The sequence below is a fragment of the Blautia sp. AF19-1 genome (genome assembly GCF_003479155.1).
Classification (GTDB): domain Bacteria; phylum Bacillota; class Clostridia; order Lachnospirales; family Lachnospiraceae; genus Fusicatenibacter; species Fusicatenibacter saccharivorans.
The window spans coordinates 25,147-42,693 of the sequence record NZ_QUGQ01000011.1; the positions used below are offsets into that span (position 1 = coordinate 25,147).

13 protein-coding genes are annotated in these 17,547 nt (G+C 45.4%); 3 read left to right on the forward strand and 10 right to left on the reverse strand.

Translation table 11 applies throughout. The annotated features are described in order from the left end of the window. Positions 1 to 2: 2 nt before the first annotated feature. From DWX26_RS08905 to DWX26_RS08935, 6 genes are all read right to left on the reverse strand, one after another. Positions 3 to 2,900 (reverse strand): glycosyl hydrolase 115 family protein, encoded by a 2,898-nt coding sequence (locus tag DWX26_RS08905; RefSeq protein ID WP_118601261.1) that lies wholly within the window; start codon positions 2,898 to 2,900, stop codon positions 3 to 5. An 84-nt stretch (positions 2,901 to 2,984) separates the two neighbouring features. Then, positions 2,985 to 4,658 carry an extracellular solute-binding protein gene (locus tag DWX26_RS08910; protein WP_118601262.1) on the reverse strand — a complete coding sequence of 558 codons (1,674 nt, stop codon included), beginning with the start codon at positions 4,656 to 4,658 and terminating at the stop codon, positions 2,985 to 2,987. Positions 4,659 to 5,205: 547 nt separating this feature from the next. Continuing rightward, the gene (locus DWX26_RS08920) at positions 5,206 to 5,967 is read right to left on the reverse strand and encodes an aldo/keto reductase (RefSeq protein ID WP_226906347.1); all 762 of its coding nucleotides are present in this window, start codon (positions 5,965 to 5,967) and stop codon (positions 5,206 to 5,208) included. Between the two features lie 229 nt (positions 5,968 to 6,196). Beyond that, positions 6,197 to 7,783 (reverse strand): AAA family ATPase, encoded by a 1,587-nt coding sequence (locus tag DWX26_RS08925; protein ID WP_118601263.1) that lies wholly within the window; start codon positions 7,781 to 7,783, stop codon positions 6,197 to 6,199. Between the two features lie 144 nt (positions 7,784 to 7,927). Further along, entirely contained in the window at positions 7,928 to 9,877 is a 1,950-nt protein-coding gene (locus tag DWX26_RS08930; RefSeq protein ID WP_118601264.1) for an oxidoreductase, read from the reverse strand. Between the two features lie 47 nt (positions 9,878 to 9,924). Beyond that, positions 9,925 to 10,575, reverse strand: a complete 651-nt coding sequence (locus DWX26_RS08935) for a YczE/YyaS/YitT family protein (protein ID WP_118601265.1) — start codon at positions 10,573 to 10,575, stop codon at positions 9,925 to 9,927. Positions 10,576 to 10,768: 193 nt separating this feature from the next. Here DWX26_RS08935 and DWX26_RS08940 point away from each other — a divergent pair, with 193 nt between their 5' ends. Continuing rightward, positions 10,769 to 11,326 carry a PadR family transcriptional regulator gene (locus DWX26_RS08940; RefSeq protein ID WP_118601266.1) on the forward strand — a complete coding sequence of 186 codons (558 nt, stop codon included), beginning with the start codon at positions 10,769 to 10,771 and terminating at the stop codon, positions 11,324 to 11,326. A 61-nt stretch (positions 11,327 to 11,387) separates the two neighbouring features. On the opposite strand, the gene thrH is transcribed toward DWX26_RS08940, so the two are convergent. Then, positions 11,388 to 11,993 (reverse strand): bifunctional phosphoserine phosphatase/homoserine phosphotransferase ThrH, encoded by a 606-nt coding sequence (gene thrH, locus DWX26_RS08945; RefSeq protein WP_118601267.1) that lies wholly within the window; start codon positions 11,991 to 11,993, stop codon positions 11,388 to 11,390. 389 nt (positions 11,994 to 12,382) lie between these two features. Between thrH and DWX26_RS08950 the strand changes: the two genes are divergently transcribed. Further along, positions 12,383 to 13,123: a hypothetical protein gene (locus DWX26_RS08950; RefSeq protein WP_022462533.1), complete on the forward strand. Its 741-nt coding sequence runs from the start codon at positions 12,383 to 12,385 to the stop codon at positions 13,121 to 13,123. 282 nt (positions 13,124 to 13,405) lie between these two features. Continuing rightward, positions 13,406 to 14,134: a hypothetical protein gene (locus DWX26_RS08955; protein ID WP_022462534.1), complete on the forward strand. Its 729-nt coding sequence runs from the start codon at positions 13,406 to 13,408 to the stop codon at positions 14,132 to 14,134. A gap of 76 nt (positions 14,135 to 14,210) precedes the next feature. On the opposite strand, the gene DWX26_RS08960 is transcribed toward DWX26_RS08955, so the two are convergent. The 3 genes from DWX26_RS08960 to DWX26_RS08970 form a co-directional block, all read right to left on the reverse strand. Beyond that, positions 14,211 to 15,395: a MalY/PatB family protein gene (locus DWX26_RS08960; protein WP_118601268.1), complete on the reverse strand. Its 1,185-nt coding sequence runs from the start codon at positions 15,393 to 15,395 to the stop codon at positions 14,211 to 14,213. Beyond that, positions 15,376 to 16,554: a trans-sulfuration enzyme family protein gene (locus DWX26_RS08965; protein ID WP_118601269.1), complete on the reverse strand. Its 1,179-nt coding sequence runs from the start codon at positions 16,552 to 16,554 to the stop codon at positions 15,376 to 15,378. The genes DWX26_RS08960 and DWX26_RS08965 overlap by 20 nt, the downstream gene beginning before the upstream one ends. Positions 16,555 to 16,755: 201 nt before the next feature. Beyond that, positions 16,756 to 17,517, reverse strand: a complete 762-nt coding sequence (locus tag DWX26_RS08970) for an endonuclease/exonuclease/phosphatase family protein (RefSeq protein WP_118601270.1) — start codon at positions 17,515 to 17,517, stop codon at positions 16,756 to 16,758. Between the last annotated feature and the right edge of the window lie 30 nt (positions 17,518 to 17,547).

The window sequence follows — 17,547 nt, forward strand, 5'->3', positions numbered from 1 at the left end:
TTTTATTTTTCCTCCTGTCTGCCGTGATACGTTTCTGCCGGTCCAAGATAACTTTCTTCCGGCTTTTCCCCCATCGGATAAATCACGATTTTTTCGAGAACGAAGCCGGGTGTCACATGATAGACCCGAAGTGTATTGAACCCTGCTCTGCATTTTATCGAAACTGTTTGTCTTCGAATCTGACTCAGAACACCTTCTGCCCATTTCTCTGCCTGATCACCGACCTGATAATCTTTCTCCACTGCGTTTACGGTTTCTGTCATCTCTTCATTTATCCTGACCGCATAAAGAAGTTGATTCTCTCTGGTAACCGGATTGGATGGCTGCATATAGAATTCTGCTTCATATGTTCCGCTTTCTTCCAAAACAAATTGATACTCCAGATACGGCGCATCCTGTCCCGGAACTGTGCAGGCATCGGATGGAAATGCCTTCATCGCTGAATTCGTCTTTCCATATCCCTGCAGATTTTCAAATTTTACCTGTCTGTCTTTGTAATTTCCAGGAACAGAATTTACATAATGTGCCGCTTCGATGCTGAGATACCCCATTGTATCCACAAATACATTTTTCTTATCCTGTAGATTTCCTGTATAAACCGGCACTGTAATCTCACATTTTCCTTCCGGTGTTGCAATCTCGAGCGAATCCTGAATAGTATCCTGGTTCGTTTCCGGTAATCTCTGTTTTATCAAGGTAAGATTCAGCCGCACTTTCTTCTGGCTCACGCCATCCAGCCATCCTTCCATCGGCTCCACAGACAGCCAGCCCGGTTTTTTCAGAACTTTGTACTCTGCCTTTAAATCACTCCGGCTATATAGGGTGACGGATGCTCTGGTACAGTCCGGATTTAAGAAATCCTTTAATTTCATCGTGTTATCCAGCCACGGGCTTCCTTCCGCATGCTGCGCCGTGCCGTCTGCTGCCACAAGGATGGATCTTTTCTTTAATGGTATGACCCGCATAACGACTGGATTCCTGCATTCATCTTCATTCCAGTGTGTAAATCCAATATGCTGTGACATTCCCATTCCATACCATCTTCCCTGATCCATCTGATGATACATTTCCACAGCTTTTCGATCCTGTTCCATGCATCTTTCCACTTCATCCACATAATCATTGGCACAGACCGCACCAAGATTAGCATAATAATGATTCCAGCCTGCAAGAATCTGCATCTTCACAAGATTCATTGTCCCAAATGCCGGATAATATACAAGCGCGATAAATGCGGACAGATTCTGCGGATTCGTTTTTTCAATTGTTTCATATACGTCCTGCAGTTTTTTCAAAAGCTGCTCTGCTTCTTCGAAGATCCTGCTGCTTTCCTTTTCCTGCACCGGATGATACGTCTCCGGGTTCAGTGCTTCCGGCCTTCTTCTGTGGATGATTTTTGTGTACTGCTCTAAAATGTCTGCAATAGTGTCCTGTGTCTCTTCTTCCACAGAACCGAATTGCTGTCTCACCCACTTTCTGGTGTACTCCTGCGTGCAGTTAAGCGCCCTGCTTCCCCAGCGATCAAAGTCATACGCCATGTCCAGAAAAAAGCTCAGTGGAAATTCCTGTGTGGCGATGTCTCCGACATTTACCATCCAGAGTTCCCGCACACCAAAATCGTATGCCATACTCATCTGCTCCCAGATTTTCGGCAGATAAGAACTGTTGATCCACTCATAGGAAACCGGCCATCCGTGGTAGTCCAGATGATAATACATACCATAGCCGCCTGCGTGTTTTCGCATCTCTTCTGTTGGAAGTGTCCGGAGATTTCCATAGTTATCATCACAGAGCATCAGAATCACATCCTCTAACTCCTCTGCTCCCATCAGTCCCTTTGTTTTTTCATCTCCATAGAAAAATTCTTCTACTTCTTTGTATAAGGCTATCATACGCGGAACCCTGGTCAGATCAGGATTGACATGTTCCTGAATCAGTTTTTTCTGCGTTTTCAGTACATCCCGCAGCAATTGAATATTATCTTCCAGTGTTGCATTCTTTCCCATGATCGCAGTATCCGCTTCTCCACGCATGCCGACGGTGATCACATTTTCAAACTTTCCGCTTCTTTTCAGTCCATCTTCCCAGAATTTTGTAATCCCCTCTCTGTTTGTTCTGAAATTCCAGGCATCTCCGTAAACAGAATTCTTTCCCCTAAGATATTTGTATTCTTCCCCCTGCCTTAAGCACGGCTCATGATGTGACATTCCCATAATAATTCCGTATTCATCTGCAAGCTCTGCGTTTAAGAGACCCGGTCCATCATCTGCAAATCTTGCGCTCCACATAGCCGGCCAGAGATAATTTCCTTTTAATCTGAGTAAAAGTTCAAATACATGATCATAAGCTTTTGCATTAAAGCCGCCAAAATTATGATTGCACCAGTTTCCAAATGCCGGCCATTCATCATTAATAAAAAATCCCCGGTATCTGACGGATGGCTCTTTGCTGATACAGGCCATGTCTTCCCTCAGTTCTATCTTTTCCTGCTTTGGCGGCATCAGTCCGCACCAGTCGACAAACGGTGAGACTCCCAGCATTTCCGATAAATGAAAAAGGCCATAAATCGTTCCTCTTTTGTCGCTCCCGGCAATTACAAGAAGGTTCGATTTTGTCCTGTTTTTTATTTCAGGAAAAATCCATGCATAGCATTCTCTCTTTTGTTCCAGCTCTTTTAATTCCGCACTCCCGGCTTCTTCCAGCTTTTTCAGGAAGCTGCTTTTTCCTTTCGTCGCGGCAATGATCGTCCAGTCCTCCCCGCTGCTTTCCAGTGTTTCCGGTATCTCTTTTTCTACCAGAATCTGCGGTTTCTTTCCCGATACAAGTTCCACATCGTGTGCTACCTTTTCCGTAACTCTGATTACGCCCGGAAAGGCACTTTGCTCCAGACAAATTCTCATAGGATTCCCTCCCGTATTTTATAAAAAGCCCCCATCTGTTTACTGGTTATCACCATTGTAAACAAATAGGGGCCTTCGGACTATTTAGTTCTTGTCATTCAATATGCAAAAATTGCTATTCTTTTTGTTCATTCGTTGATTGAGCTCTTTCTGTAAATCCTCAAAATAGCTCTGTGGATCGCATGCGTTGTATGCTTCCATATAGGAATTCCATGTTTCTTCAAAATTCTGTGCCAGAATCACCTGCGGAAGCCACCGGTGTTTTACTTCATCCATCCGTTCCAGTGTCTGTCCTGCCTGTGTATTTGATGTCAGTGAATTGGTATACGAATACATGGGATACCACACTCCCGGCGCATCATTTCTCCCAAGCATATCTACATAGTTTGTTACTCCATACGCCTCAAAACATTCCTGTATATCCCAGGGCTGGCTTTTCCAGAATTCTGCCGGTTGATTTTCCGGCGAAAATGCATTGATTCCATCTGACAGCATTCCTTCACTCCTTGGAAAATAGGAATATGTACAAAAATGCGTCTTTTTCAGTTTCTGATCATTTACCCTTACGCCCTGCTCCTCATTCAGATAAAATATTCCGTTTTCGTCTATCGAATAATCCAGATTTTCTTCTCCCCAGAAACGTAATTTCGTAATCTCCGGATCAAGGAGGTTATTTACAAACTGCATTGCCCCTTCCGGGTCTTCACAGGAAATGGTAATAGAAAGTCCTGACGCGGTATCCAGCTCTGCTGATCTTGCCGTATGCCACTGATTCTTTACTTTTTTGTCTATTGTTATCGGAAGTGGCACATAATCACATCCATAACTGCGCAGATTTCCGGAATCATACGCTGTCTGTATGGCATAATAAAACTGCCATCTTTGATCTACCATGCCAAGAACAGCACCTGTGGATAGTTTGTCCAGATATTCTTCATAAGTATCCAGAAATGTTTCCGGGCTGATCATTCCTTTTTTGTATTCTTCATTTAATTTCTGATAGTATCTTTTGGCTGTCGGTGTTGTATTATAGTCAATGACCTGCAGTGTATCTGGATCTACGATGCAGCTCCCATCATTCGGATATCCATCCAGAAATTGAGGAACATTCTCCAGACAAAAGTATCTCCAGTCATCGCATAAAATAGCAAACGGAATATTCGGTGTTCCATTTTCCAGGCAGGGATTTGCTTCCTGATACCGTTCCAGAAGATCAAAATATTCATCCACCGTCGTGATTTCCGGATAGTCTGCCCATTTCAAAACTCTTGTCTGAATCCAGAAAGCTTCTCCGCTGTGGATTACTTCCGTGTCCTGTCCCTGTGAAACTCCGAATTGTGGAATCCAGTAGATATGTCCGTCTGCCTGCCGAAACAGGTCCCACTGTTCCTCTGTCAGATAATTTTTTATATTGGGATAATTGTCCCAGTATTCGTCAATGGGAATCAGTGCTCCTGCATCATATAATTTACTTTCGCCGGAAATAAAATCCGGATACTCGCCGGCTGCAATATAAGCATTCAGTGCATTATCCTTTGTCTGTCCTTTCAGCCATGTTTCTTCACAATCGGCTCCGATCTGTTCAGCGATCTTCTTTTTCATATCATTATCCGAAGTGATCTCTTCCCCTGTTGTTGAAAAAAAGGCCGTATAATGACGGATCTGATTTCTGCTGTTCTGGCTCTGGTACAGGAGAGCAGCTATTCCAGCTATCATCAGACTCCCTGCCAGTAATAATATTGTTGTTTTTTTCTTCATTCTTTTCCCCTGTCTCATTTCCTCTTTCTATTTGTTATAATAAGCACCTGATATTCTGCAATAATACTTGCTAAAAATAACACCTAGGCCTCTGGCTTAGATATTGTCATTATTGTTTTTATTTTATTGCTTTCTACTTCTTGCACACCAAGGGCAGCCCCATGTTAGCCACTTCAATTAAATAAGCAAGCTAAAACCTATAATAAAAAGAGCCCGACGCATCAGGCTCTTTCAAGGTGTTGTCCGAAGACGGCCACCGCAATTCATAACTATAATGTACCACACAGGGTGAAATCCTGCAAGAAATTTTAAGAGTTATATGTTTTTCCTTTCAGCAGTTCTGCCGCAAGTGCCTCATTGATATCATCGGACAGATTGTTTTCCTCCGGTTTGCCGAAATATGTTTCCATTGCACGGCTTAAGGTATCAAACGCACCGGAAATGACCTACTGGAATGGTACAGACATCGAATATTCTGGATCCAGGAACGCAACGTCTGCCTGTGCAAAAATGATCTTACAGCAGTTGGAAACCAAACCGCCCTGTTTTATTCGTGGATCTTTCTGATATTGCACATTTTAACAAATTCCGGATCAAAATGCTTGACCGCAGTTCCCTGATAGCCAAGATCCAGTGAACTGATTTTCTGCATCTCCTCTTCAGTCAGTGTAAAATCCCATATCTGGAAATTCTCTTCGATTCTCGCTTTGTGAACCGATTTCGGAATGACCACAACGCCGCGCTGCACATTCCAGCGCAGAACAACCTGTCCTACGGTCTTTCCGTGTGCGGCAGCGATTTCTTTTACCATCTCGTTGTCAAACGGATTGTGGCGTCCTCCGCCGAGCGGTGCCCATGCCTCCGGCACGATCTGGTACTCTTCCATGACTTTTAATGCAGACTCCTGTGCGAAGTACGGATGCATTTCAATCTGGTTTACCATCGGACGGATCGCTACCGTTTCCAGTTTACGGTATCCTGCCATGAAATCACCTGCAGGCTGATGGATAAACATCAGATCGATGTAGTCGGTTCCAAGCAGTTCCAGACTCTTTTCTACGGTTCCTTCTGTCAGATACTGGCTTGCCCAGATTTTGGTGGAGATGAAAATGTCCTCTCTTGCCACACCGGATCTTTTGATTCCGCGTCCGACCGCGCGCTCATTCATGTAAGCCTGTGCAGTGTCGATCATGCGGTATCCGCAGGCTAATGCGTCCACAACCGCCTGCTCTGCCTGATCTGGTGTCATCATAAAGGTTCCGATTCCCACTGCCGGAATCTGCACCTGATTGCTTAATGTAAAGTTCATCATCATAACCTCCCTGTTTTATTTTGATGTGTGATATTTTGTTATTTCCCTGTCTTTGTAGCTTTAGCTTATCACCCGGGAGTTGCTACCGGTCAAGGACTTTTTTAAAAAAATTTCTAAAATCTAATCGTTCATTCCTATTTCGTATCGACTGAAATATTTACAAAAACGTCATATCATGAATTCCGTTGTCCATGATATGACGTTTTTCCTCTCAGCATTCGGTTTTCTATCTTTTTATCTTTTCAATCCTGCACTCATGTTCTTTCGTCTTTTTATTGTAGTTAATTCCCACCAGAAGAATATTTCCTGTATATTCCAGAATAGAATCCGGATATTTTTTATCCCAGATCTGCTCTATGGCAGTATCTGTGCTTTTGTTCCACTTAAGTTCTACCAGCAGCGCCGGATAACTTGTTCTGTATTCCGGTTTCGGAAGATAAACAAAATCTGCAAAACCGCGTCCGGTCGGTAGCTCTCTTACGGGTTGGAAATAATACTGCATAGAGCTTAAATATGCTATCGTAAGCACGCTGCTCAGGGAATTTTCATCATTATATTGGATCACCGAACTGTACTCCTGATGAATTCGCTCTATCCCATCTGCTACCGCTTTTTCATCCATATCCAGGGTTGCATCCAGCAAATCTGCGGATTCCTTCTGAAAAGTAATCATTTCATTCCATTTATTGCGTTTCACCGCATTGTTTAATTCATGTCTGATTTCCTCATTTGGAATAAAAACCTGCTCCCTGTCCTGATCGTAAGCCAGATATCCCAAGTGGATCAGATACGTCAGTACATCATCCCGGTTGGCGAAGCTTACGGTATCATTCTGGAAAGATGTCACATCCACATCCACGGCGGCCCCCGACATCATTTCTATAATTGCCGCCCGCAGTCCGTCGAAATTCATGTTAATCAGTGGCACGATTGCTTCATAGCTGCCGGTATTGGACCAGTAGCTTTTATATTTTCCATTCAGCATCAGGCTGACAACGGCTTTTGGATTATATACCTGATACCCTTCCAGAGAATATCCATCATACCATAATTTCACCTGCTCATAGATCTGTCCGTACCTGTCGCATAAATCATGCACTTCCTCTTCTGTAAAGCCAACATACGGTGCCATTCTTCCTGCATCCAGCATGGTAAATTCTTCAAAATTGTTGAGAGCGGACTGTGTCTTTAATTTCTTGATCGGCAGAATTCCTGTCAGATACGCCAATGCAATATATTTTGACGGTTCTGACCCTTTAAACATGCCACGCAGAAAATCAATATACTTTTCCTGTACTTTATGATTCTGTGCCTCATCACGGATCAGTACATCCCATTCATCGATGATGACAACAAATTTGTTTCCGCTGGCAGCCTTGATATAAGACATCGCACCATAAGCAGTTTTTACCGTATCCGGAATCAACTCTCCGTATTTTTCCTTCAGTTCCTGCAGTATTCCATGATTGATATATTCCACAACCTGATCCGCATTCCCGGCGTCCATCATGCACCATTGTACATCAAAATGAATGACATCGTACTGATTCAGATGTTTTTCAAAAGACGAAGCCTTGCAAATCGCATAATCTGCAAACAGTGCTCTGGAATCACAGCCCTTGCTGTAGTATGCTGACAGCATCTCCGCTGTAATCGACTTTCCAAAACGTCTGGGACGGCTGCTGCAGATAAATTTTGATGTCGTACTGATTACTTTATTGGTGTATTCCAGAAGCGGTGTTTTATCTACATAAATTTCCGAATGAATGACTTCCGAAAATGCTTCATTTCCCGGATTTAAAAATCTTCCCATGGCGTCCTCCTGTTCACATTTTTTCTGACTGATACATTCATTATACACGGAAAAAACGCGGATTGGTAGACTTTATCTTTTAAAAAATGCTGCACCACGGATTCTTTTTCCATGGTACAGCATTTCCAAAATTTCTATTCTTGATTAAATATCCAGCGCCGCATGATACCCCTGATATACGGCATTGGTGATGGTAGATACACGTCTTGCGTCTCCGATCACGCGTACAAACGGCGCGGTATTACGGAGCTGCTCTACAACGTCGGTTCTTGCTCTCTGGCCGAGGGCGCAGATGACGGTGGTTCCTTCTACGAGGTGGCGCTCCCCATTCGCATCGGTGCACCATACGCCTTCCGGGGTGATCTCCTCGGCGCGGTAACCGGTGTGGACGGCTTTGACCTGTTTTTCGATTTCTTTTAAGAGCAGCGGGCGGTGGCGGACGTTTGCATCCGGGGCGAGGGCGTCGCGCATTTCGACGAGCTGAACTTCTTTTCCTTCCATGCCAAGAGAGATCGCACACTCGCATCCGGCGAGGCCGCCGCCCATGACAACGACTTTGTCGGAAATCTTGTCGAGATTGCGGTACAGCTCATTGACAACGACAACCTGCTCTCCATCCATGCCTTTGATCGGCGGAACAAGCGGACGGGAGCCTGCGGCGATGATGAGGGCATCCGGTGCTTCTTTCTCGACGTACTCCGGTGTTACCTCGGTGTTGAAGCGGATTTCCACACCTGCATTTCTTGCGAAACGCTCGTAGGTCTCGGTCAGCGCGAACATTTCCCGTTTAAACGGCAGGGCAATTTCGCTCTTTAAGATACCGCCGAGCGCTACTTCTTTCTCGCAGAGCACCACGCTGTGGCCTCTTCTTGCTGCAGTCCATGCCGCATACAGTCCTCCAGGGCCTCCTCCTGCGATGAGGACTTTTTTCTTCACCAGAGCCGGCTGTACTTCATCGCCCTCCATCTCTCTTCCGATCAGCGGATTGACGGTGCATCGTCTCGTGCCGGTTGCCGCACGCTCTGCCATACAGGTGAAGCACCGCAGGCAGTGCACGATATCTTCGGAACGGTTTTCCATGACTTTGCGCGGCAGGAATGGATCTGCGAGAAGGGCTCTTGCCATGTAAACAACATCGGCTTTTCCGGATGCGATGATCTCTTCCATCTGCGCCGGATCATTCAGACCGCCGATCGTTGCGACCGGAATGGAAACGTGTTTTTTGATCTCGGCTGCGAGGTAAACGTTGCATCCGTGGTCTTTGAACATCGACGGATGCGTATCGCCGAAGCCTCTCTGATACGTTCCGGCGGAAACGTGAAGCAGATCGATGCGGGACTCCAATGTCTGTGCGATGCGGACACCTTCTTCCAGATCATAGCCGCCCTCGAACAGCTCGGAACCGCTGAAACGGAACTCGATCGGGAACATCGGGCCGACAGCGGCGCGGACGGCATCGAGTACCTGACAGGCAAAGCGGCAGCGGTTTTCCAGGCTTCCGCCGTACTCATCGGTTCTGTGGTTGAAATACGGGGAGAGGAACTGGTTGATCAGCCAGCCGTGGCCGCCGTGGATCATGATCATCTCGAAACCGGCGCGTTTGGCAAGGCCTGCTACCGTTCCGTATGCCTGTACGATCTCATCAATCTGCTCTTTCGACAGTGCGCGGACCGGTACGCCGTCCGGGCGTGTCGTGTCGGACGGGCCCCACTGGCACATTTCGTGCTGTCTCGTTTTATCGGTCATGTAAGTTCCGGCATACATACCGGAATGGGACAGCTCCAGGCTCGGCACAGCGCCGTGGCGGGAAATTGCATCGGCAGCGTACGTTGCAGATGCCAGGGAATTTAAGACTGCGGTATCCAGATGATACGCATGGGAACCATCGGTTACCGGGTGTACCATGCACTCGCTGACGGTGACAGCTGCTGCTCCGCCCTTTGCGCGAAGCTCATAGAATGCTGCGGACTTCGGTCCGATACATCCGTCGTTCGTGATATCAGTTCCGCCCATCGGTGCGGAAAACATGCGGTTCGGGAAGGTCTTTCCTGCAATGGTAATCGGGCTGCAAAGGTGTGGGTAATCGTATTTCATTTTTGCTTCCTCCTCTTTTTTAAATCTGTAAAATACCCCATTTTTTTTTATTCAAACAGCATCCCCGGAAGGAAATGCAGTTTTTTGCCAATCGTTCTGGCAATGAATCCGACCAGAAGGGCTGCTACGATGGTTCCCTCGCGGACACCGTTCAGCTCACGCGCCAGGAAGAACGAAGCGGCAGCGGCAATGACGGCCATCGAAACATCGAATGCGATTTTCGTCACACCGAACTCCGTTTCCCATCTGGCAACAACCGCGCGGACAAAGGATTCGCCCGGCAGCATGACAACATCAGCGAGCACTTCCATGTAAACACCGACGCCGAGGATCAGACATCCGATCAGAAGATAAGCAACTTTTGCCGCATACATCTGCGGATTCAGTGCGTTTAACAGAATCATACTGAAATCAATGAAAAATCCAAAGGCAATGGATACCGGGATCTGAAGAAGGGATTCCGGTTTGAAATTCTTTCCGAGAATCACAATCTGGAGAACGATCAGCAGGATGCTGAAGATGATCGTAAAGTTTCCGAGAGATAATGCAAAGTTAAGACTTAATACGTAAGGGATCGAAGAGATCGGAGACGTTCCGAGATTTGCTTTGGTGATGAGTGCAACCCCGAGGGAGTTTACAAACAGTCCCGCAAGAAAAATCAGGTAACGTTTCAGAAGGTCTTTTTTGTTGTTTGTCATAGGTGCAGTTCAAATCCTTTCCTCATAATTGTAATTCTTTGTTATCTTATCACCAACCGCAAAACATGTCAACTTTTACATGTTTTATTTTACTTATTTTTTCTGTGGATTTTCCGGTGAAGCTGTGCTATACTCAAAAACACAAAAGCAAAACGGTTTTGAAAAATTATTTGGATAAAGGAGTTTCATGCGAATGGGAACTTTGAAATATGCGATTCTCGGACTTTTGAACCGAAATGAAATGACAGGCTATGAACTGTCGAAAGAATTTGAGACAACCTTATTTGAATTCTGGAATGCAAAGCACAGCCAGATTTATCCGGAACTGAAATCACTGAACGCCGAGGGGCTGATCCAGTATCGGGTGGAAATCACGGGAAATGTGCTGGAGAAGAAGGTCTATACGATCACCGATGAAGGACGGCGCGATTTTTCGGAATGGGAAGAAACGCTCTGCCCGATCCAGACGGCATCCAAGGATGAATCCCGCCTGCGGCTCTTCTTCCTCGACGGCGCTTCGCCGGATTTTCAGCAGCGTTTTCTTGCCGACCAGCTTTCCCAGCATCAGAAGCATCTGGAACATCTGCTGGAAAACCAGAAAAAGTTTGATGAAATCCCTCCCACAGATGACCGCGCGTTTTCGGATTATCTCGTCCTGCGCGGCGCGGTGTACCGGGAAGAAGCTGCACTGCAGTGGATTCAGGAATGCATCAAACTTGGTGAGCAGCGGTCTGCGGAATTAAAAAAATAATTAAAAAATGCAGAGAACCTGTTTTTTCGGTTCTCTGCATTTTTTATAAACGTATTTATACTTATTTCTCCATTGCCTTTTTGATCGCTCCAAGCAGCTCCTCATACGTCTCATACGCCGGGATCTGCGGATAGTCGGCTTTGATCTTATCGGTCGAGCGGAACAGGAATCCTGCCTTGCTTGCCTGAATCATGCCGAGGTCATTATAGGAATCGCCGCTTGCGATCGTTTCGAATCCGATAGACTGCAGTGCTTTGACCGTGGTGAGCTTCGACTGCTCGACTCTCATCTTAAAGCCGGTGATCTCTCCGTCGTCTGCGACTTCCAGGGAGTTGCAGAACAGGGTCGGATAGCCGAGTTTTTTCATCAGCGGTGCGGCAAACTCCGTGAAGGTGTCGCTGATCAGGATCACCTGGGAGAAGGTGCGCAGCTCGTCGAGGAACTCTCTTGCGCCCGGCAGTGGATCAATCTTCTCAATCGTAGCCTGAATCTCTTTCAGTCCCAGGCCGTGCTCTTTTAAGATTCCAAGTCTCCATCTCATCAGTTTATCGTAATCCGGTTCGTCGCGTGTCGTTTTTTTGAGTTCCGGGATTCCGCTTGCCTCTGCAAACGCGATCCAGATCTCCGGTACCAGTACTCCTTCTACGTCCAGGCATGTAATATACATTGTTATAATCCCCTTTCCTGCGCTGCCCGCCTTGTTTGCCGACGGGGTTTTGTTTTTTTTCACAGCATCACTTTACCACACTATATCATAGAATCCATATCACTGCAAATTAAAATCACGTTTTATTTTTTTATACGTATATATCTCTCTAAAATTACATTCTTTTTACAAAATCGTTGTTTTTTACAAATTCATATATTTATTTATATGTTTTTTGACTATTGATTTATTTTTCATATATTTATATAATAATTACAATCATTTTTATTAATTTTCTATTTTATCATCCATATTAACGAACGAATTTACTTTTCAGATAGTGCACTAATCTAAGGATAAATAAAAAACTAAAACCATCCAACAATACTTATGAAAGGAGACCACTCATCATGAAAAAATTAAAAACATGTCTTGCATTTTTTATTTGTTGTATTCTGTCCTTAAATATGGTAATTTGCAATGTAAAGGCAGATAATAATGTTGTTCTATCTAACAAAGCATATCTATTAAAAACCGGAATGCCACAAAAGGAAATAGAAAAGCTGGATGATGACGTCATGCAGTTCATTGTGGATGACTTAAAAAGTGGAGGTAAACATTTTGAATATATTAATTCAAATATCGAAAATCAAATATCGATACTCAGTAGCGAAACTTTAACCGGTATTTCCTTTACTGCATCAGCTTTTAAAAATGCATCAACCATTTATATCTATCCAACATACGAGTTTACTTCTAATAAACAACCTCGCGGAAAAGACAGTTTTTCTTTTCAATTAGGCGCTGCTATGAGACCGTATGAATATGGTGGAAAATTATGGTACAAAGATAATACTATGAACGATTGGAAAGTCGGAGGAACTCTTACTGCAAATAATCAGCAATTATCTGGTGCTGAATTTTCAGGGAGTCAACTAGGAACACCCGACTATGCCATGAAGCTTAAAGGTGTTACATACTGTCACGCTACTGCAGGTAATAGCAGTGATAAAAGAATTGTAATGGGATACTTATATAATCCCCAGAAAACCGGCTACAGTATCTCTTTTTCCTACAACGGTGGTGGAATTAGCTACTCTCCATCAGGAACAGCCTATACTGCATATAAAACAATGAACCTAAGTTATTAAACTTTCATTCACCACATACAAGTACATTTAATTTCTAATTACTCTTTCAAAGTAACAATTTGCCTATCCAGAAGCACAAATTTCTCTGATAGGCAAATTGTGTTTAAGGTATTTTCAAGTAATTTAAGTAAAATCATGAGCAAGTCGCCATTACTCGTAGAAAAACGGGCAGATTATGAATGTTTTAGGAATTGCAGGAACAAAAAGTACAGAACAACCATTCAAAAAAACTTTTAAATCCGGCATCAACTGAATAAAGCCATAAATAAGAGGTAACTCATTATGAAAAAAATCAAATTTTTATTTTTCACCCTGTTATTCTGTTTTTCTGTTCCAGTCAAAGCAGACACTGCATTCGAAAATGACGATACGGTATTGTGCTCTTTTTTAAAAGAAAACGTACCAGAAAATGCTTCGCCAATAGAATCCAGTTTAGAAAACGAGTATCGAAAAACTTCTTCCAAACCTATCGATTTCTATTTTTTTAAACGATCTGAAAAGACAAAAAGTTTCCAAGATCTGTATGCCGCAAATGTACTCACCTATCAGGAAAAATCAGATCGTTCTTTGTTATATCAGACAGTTTTCGATTTTCAAAATATAACCCAGGTAAGAACTGCGAAAGAAGACTTTATCCGTCTGGAGACAGATCCACTGATGTATCTTTTTGAATTAGAAAAAGCAGAATTGTGGACTCGGAACAGCACGGAAGAACCCTGGACGCTGGAACGGAAAATCACAACGCCTGGAAACCCAGATTTTTATCTTCCTTATAGCCAGTTTTCTTCTGATAAAAAATATTTTCGAATTCTGGCATCTTTTTCCTGGAGCCCGAGCCCTGCTGAGGAAAGCGAAGTTTCTTCGCCAGAATATCATTGCATTTATACCTCTGTGTATCCGGTATATCAGATTCCGGTGAAAGTACTCGTTTTGATATGCGGAGGCGCAGCTTTCTTCTTTCTCTACCGGAGACACAAAAAAAATCATATCTCCCAAAAAGATGTTCCGTAAGCTACGCCTTTTCAACATGTTTTCGTCACTGTTCAGAGCCAACTTCCAAAATGCTACGCATCTCATCGGTGTGGCTTTATCTGCTTTTCATCGCATCCCGAATCCGCTCCAGTGCCTCGGTCAGGGTTGCGCGCGGGCAGGCGATGTTGATCCGCTGGAAGCCGCGACCGCAGTCTCCGAAGATCTTGCCGCTGTCGAGCCACAGCTTCGCCTTGTTGATGATCAGGTCTTCCAGTTCGTCGACAGAAAGCCCCGTCTCGCGGAAATCGAGCCATACGAGATATGTTCCCTCCAGGTCGATCATCTTCACGCCCGGAATCTGCTCCTCCACATACTGCCTTGTAAATTCTGCATTTGCCTTCACATAGGAAAGCATTGCCTCATACCACTCCTCGCCCTTATTATATGCCGTCTCGCATGCCACCAGACCCATCACACCAAGCTGGCTCGTTCCGGCTGCATCGAGCTGTTTCCGGAATTTCGCACGGAGTTCCGGGTTGGCGATAAAGATGTTTGACATCATCATACTTGCCAGATTGAATGTCTTACTCGGCGCGGTGCAGGTGATCGTGATGTCCTCGTACTCTTTTTTGATCGCAGCAAACACCTGATGCTCGCCCTTAAAAATGAAATCTCCATGGATCTCATCACTTACAACGGTCACGCCGTACTGCACGCAGAGATCGCCGATCGCCGTCAGCTCATCTTTCGTCCAGACTCTTCCGACCGGATTGTGCGGATTGCAGAGGAAAAAGAGCTTTACGTTTTCAGCTTTCAGCTTCTCCTCGAAATCCGCCACATCCATGTGATAGCGGTTATCATCGCCGAGCACCAGCGTGCTGCTGACAACTCTTCTGCCGTTATCCGCAATGACTTCCGAAAATGGATAGTAAACCGGTGACTGGATCAGCACGGCATCCCCGGGCGCGGTGTAAGCCTTGACTGCCATCGCAAGTGCAAATACAACGCCTGGCGTTTTGATCAGCCATTTTTCTTTCGGCTGCCAGTTGTGATGACGTTTCATCCATCCCGCAACGGCCTCAAAATACGGAGTCTGCGCATCGCTGTAGCCGTAAATGCCCATTTTCGCACGCTCTACCAGCGCATCCTCGATGTAGGAGGATGTCTCAAAGTCCATGTCCGCCACCCACAGCGGCAGCACATCGGATGGCATGCCGCGTTTTACTGCAAAGTCATATTTTAAACAGTCTGTATTTTTTCGGTTGATGATTCTGTCAAAATCAAGATTTCTTTCCGCCATTTTTCTCTTCCTCGATTTCTGCAAAGACCTTCGTAAGCTCGCCGATTAGGTCCTCGATATTTTCAATTCCGACGGAAAAACGAAGGGTGCTCTCCGTAATTCCGTTCCGCTCACGGATTTCCTTCGGCACATCGGCATGTGTCTGCGTCGTCGGATACGTAACGAGTGTCTCCACGCCGCCGAGGCTCTCTGCGAAACGGATCATTCTTACCTTTTCCAGAATGGCAAGGGCAAACTCTTTGCTCTCGAGCTGGATTGTCAGCATGGCACCGAAGCCTCTTGCCTGTTTTTTCATAATCTCATAGCCCGGGTGATCCGGCAGTCCCGGATAAATCACTCTTGTGACTGCTTTCTGTTGCTGCAGCCATGCGGCAATCTGTTTTGCATTCTCCTGGGAGCGTTCCATGCGGATGCCAAGCGTCTTCATGCCGCGCAGTACCAGCCAGCAGTCAAACGGAGCAAGGCCTGCACCTGTTGTCTTGATCAGGAAACGCAGTTTTTCCTGAATATCTTCGCGGTTCGTCACGATAAAGCCTGCCAGTGTATCGTTGTGACCACTCAGGTATTTCGTGCCGCTGTGAATCACAACGTCCGCACCGAGATCGAGCGGATTCTGAAAATACGGGGACATAAAGGTGTTGTCCACAATCAGAATCAGGTTGTGGCGTTTTGCGATATCTGCCATCTTTCTGATATCGGTTACGTTCATCATCGGGTTCGTCGGGGTCTCGATGTAGATGGCTTTTGTATTTTCTTTCACATAGCTTTCCACGTCATCACGACAGCAGTCGATGCCGGAAAATTCGACGCCGTTTTTCTCGTTCACATGGTGGAACAGACGAATGCTTCCGCCGTACAAATCGGAATCCGCAATGATGTGGTCTCCCGGGCGGAACAGCTCCATCAGAAGTGAGATCGCTGCCATGCCGGAGCTTAATGCAAACGCATCAATTCCGTTTTCCAGTGCAGCCACCATCTTCTCCAGATGCTCTCTGGTCGGGTTCTGCAGTCTGCTGTAATCAAATCCGGTGCTCTGTCCTACGCCCGGATGCGCATACGTTGCGGTCTGATAAATCGGGTAGCTGAGTGCGCCGTAGTGGCTACACTGTCCCTCGTCCTCTTCTAAATGGATACATTTTGTGTCAATTCCTCTTGCCATATGAATAATCTCCTGTTATTTCGTGATTTTTCTTTCTATACTAATCTGATAGGTTTTGCAACGTAACCTATCATAACAGAAAATGCGGCGTTTGTATATTCCCTTTTTTCTTTGACTTGTTATAAGTTTTTCCTATAACCGTTATAAAAAAACGCCGCCAGAAGATTTTTTCTCCCGGCGGCCGCCTCTTGCATCCATATTTTAAATAAGTTCCGCACAGATCGGATAATGATCGGAAAGGCACACACCGTCCTTCTGCTCCGTCCATTTCTCCACCTTTTTCAGTTCCCAGTCCCCTTTGAGAATGATGTAGTCAATCGAGCACTGCGGATCGTTCGGATCATCGCGATGATAGTTGTGGAAGGTAATGCCGATTCCTTCCGTCGCATTCACAAGACCTGCAGTTTCCCTCAGCGGTTTCATCTCTTCGCTGTCCGGCTCGGCATTGAAGTCGCCGCTAAGAATCACCGGCACATCGGCAAATGCTTTCTCTGCTCTCAGATGTGCGAGAATCTGCTCCAGGCCAAGCTTTCTCGCCCCGGCGCACTCGTGATCCAGATGGGTGTTGATGACGCGGAACACTTTTCCGGTCTCCATATCCTCAAATACCACATCCGTCGCAGTACGCGGGCACATACTCTGTACCGGATAGCGGGATCCCGGCACGTACGGTGTCGGTGACAGCCAGAAGGTTTCCAGGCTCACACTCTGAAAACGTTCTTTCCGATAGGCAATGATCATTGCCTCGCCGGTCAGATCCTTTTCTCTTCCGCAGCCGACAATGTAATATTCCGTCAGATTTTCCTTCAGCCAGGCAGCCACATGTGGCAGTACCTCCTGAAAACCGATGATATCCGGCTTTTCCTGTCTGATTTTTTCCAGAATCAGCGGTCTGCGGTAGATAAAATTATTGGCTCCATCCTGGCCAAAATCACAGCGAATATTAAATGTTACAAATTTCATCGTAAAATCCCCCTTTTCATTTGTTTTCCT

Coding starts and splice junctions, on each gene's coding strand:
- DWX26_RS08905 (WP_118601261.1), bottom strand. CDS start 2,900: ATGAGAATTTGTCTGGAGCAAAGTGCCTTTCCGGGCGTAATCAGAGTT.
- DWX26_RS08910 (WP_118601262.1), bottom strand. CDS start 4,658: ATGAAGAAAAAAACAACAATATTATTACTGGCAGGGAGTCTGATGATA.
- DWX26_RS08920 (WP_226906347.1), bottom strand. CDS start 5,967: ATGAACTTTACATTAAGCAATCAGGTGCAGATTCCGGCAGTGGGAATC.
- DWX26_RS08925 (WP_118601263.1), bottom strand. CDS start 7,783: ATGGGAAGATTTTTAAATCCGGGAAATGAAGCATTTTCGGAAGTCATT.
- DWX26_RS08930 (WP_118601264.1), bottom strand. CDS start 9,877: ATGAAATACGATTACCCACACCTTTGCAGCCCGATTACCATTGCAGGA.
- DWX26_RS08935 (WP_118601265.1), bottom strand. CDS start 10,575: ATGACAAACAACAAAAAAGACCTTCTGAAACGTTACCTGATTTTTCTT.
- DWX26_RS08940 (WP_118601266.1), top strand. CDS start 10,769: ATGGGAACTTTGAAATATGCGATTCTCGGACTTTTGAACCGAAATGAA.
- thrH (WP_118601267.1), bottom strand. CDS start 11,993: ATGTATATTACATGCCTGGACGTAGAAGGAGTACTGGTACCGGAGATC.
- DWX26_RS08950 (WP_022462533.1), top strand. CDS start 12,383: ATGAAAAAATTAAAAACATGTCTTGCATTTTTTATTTGTTGTATTCTG.
- DWX26_RS08955 (WP_022462534.1), top strand. CDS start 13,406: ATGAAAAAAATCAAATTTTTATTTTTCACCCTGTTATTCTGTTTTTCT.
- DWX26_RS08960 (WP_118601268.1), bottom strand. CDS start 15,395: ATGGCGGAAAGAAATCTTGATTTTGACAGAATCATCAACCGAAAAAAT.
- DWX26_RS08965 (WP_118601269.1), bottom strand. CDS start 16,554: ATGGCAAGAGGAATTGACACAAAATGTATCCATTTAGAAGAGGACGAG.
- DWX26_RS08970 (WP_118601270.1), bottom strand. CDS start 17,517: ATGAAATTTGTAACATTTAATATTCGCTGTGATTTTGGCCAGGATGGA.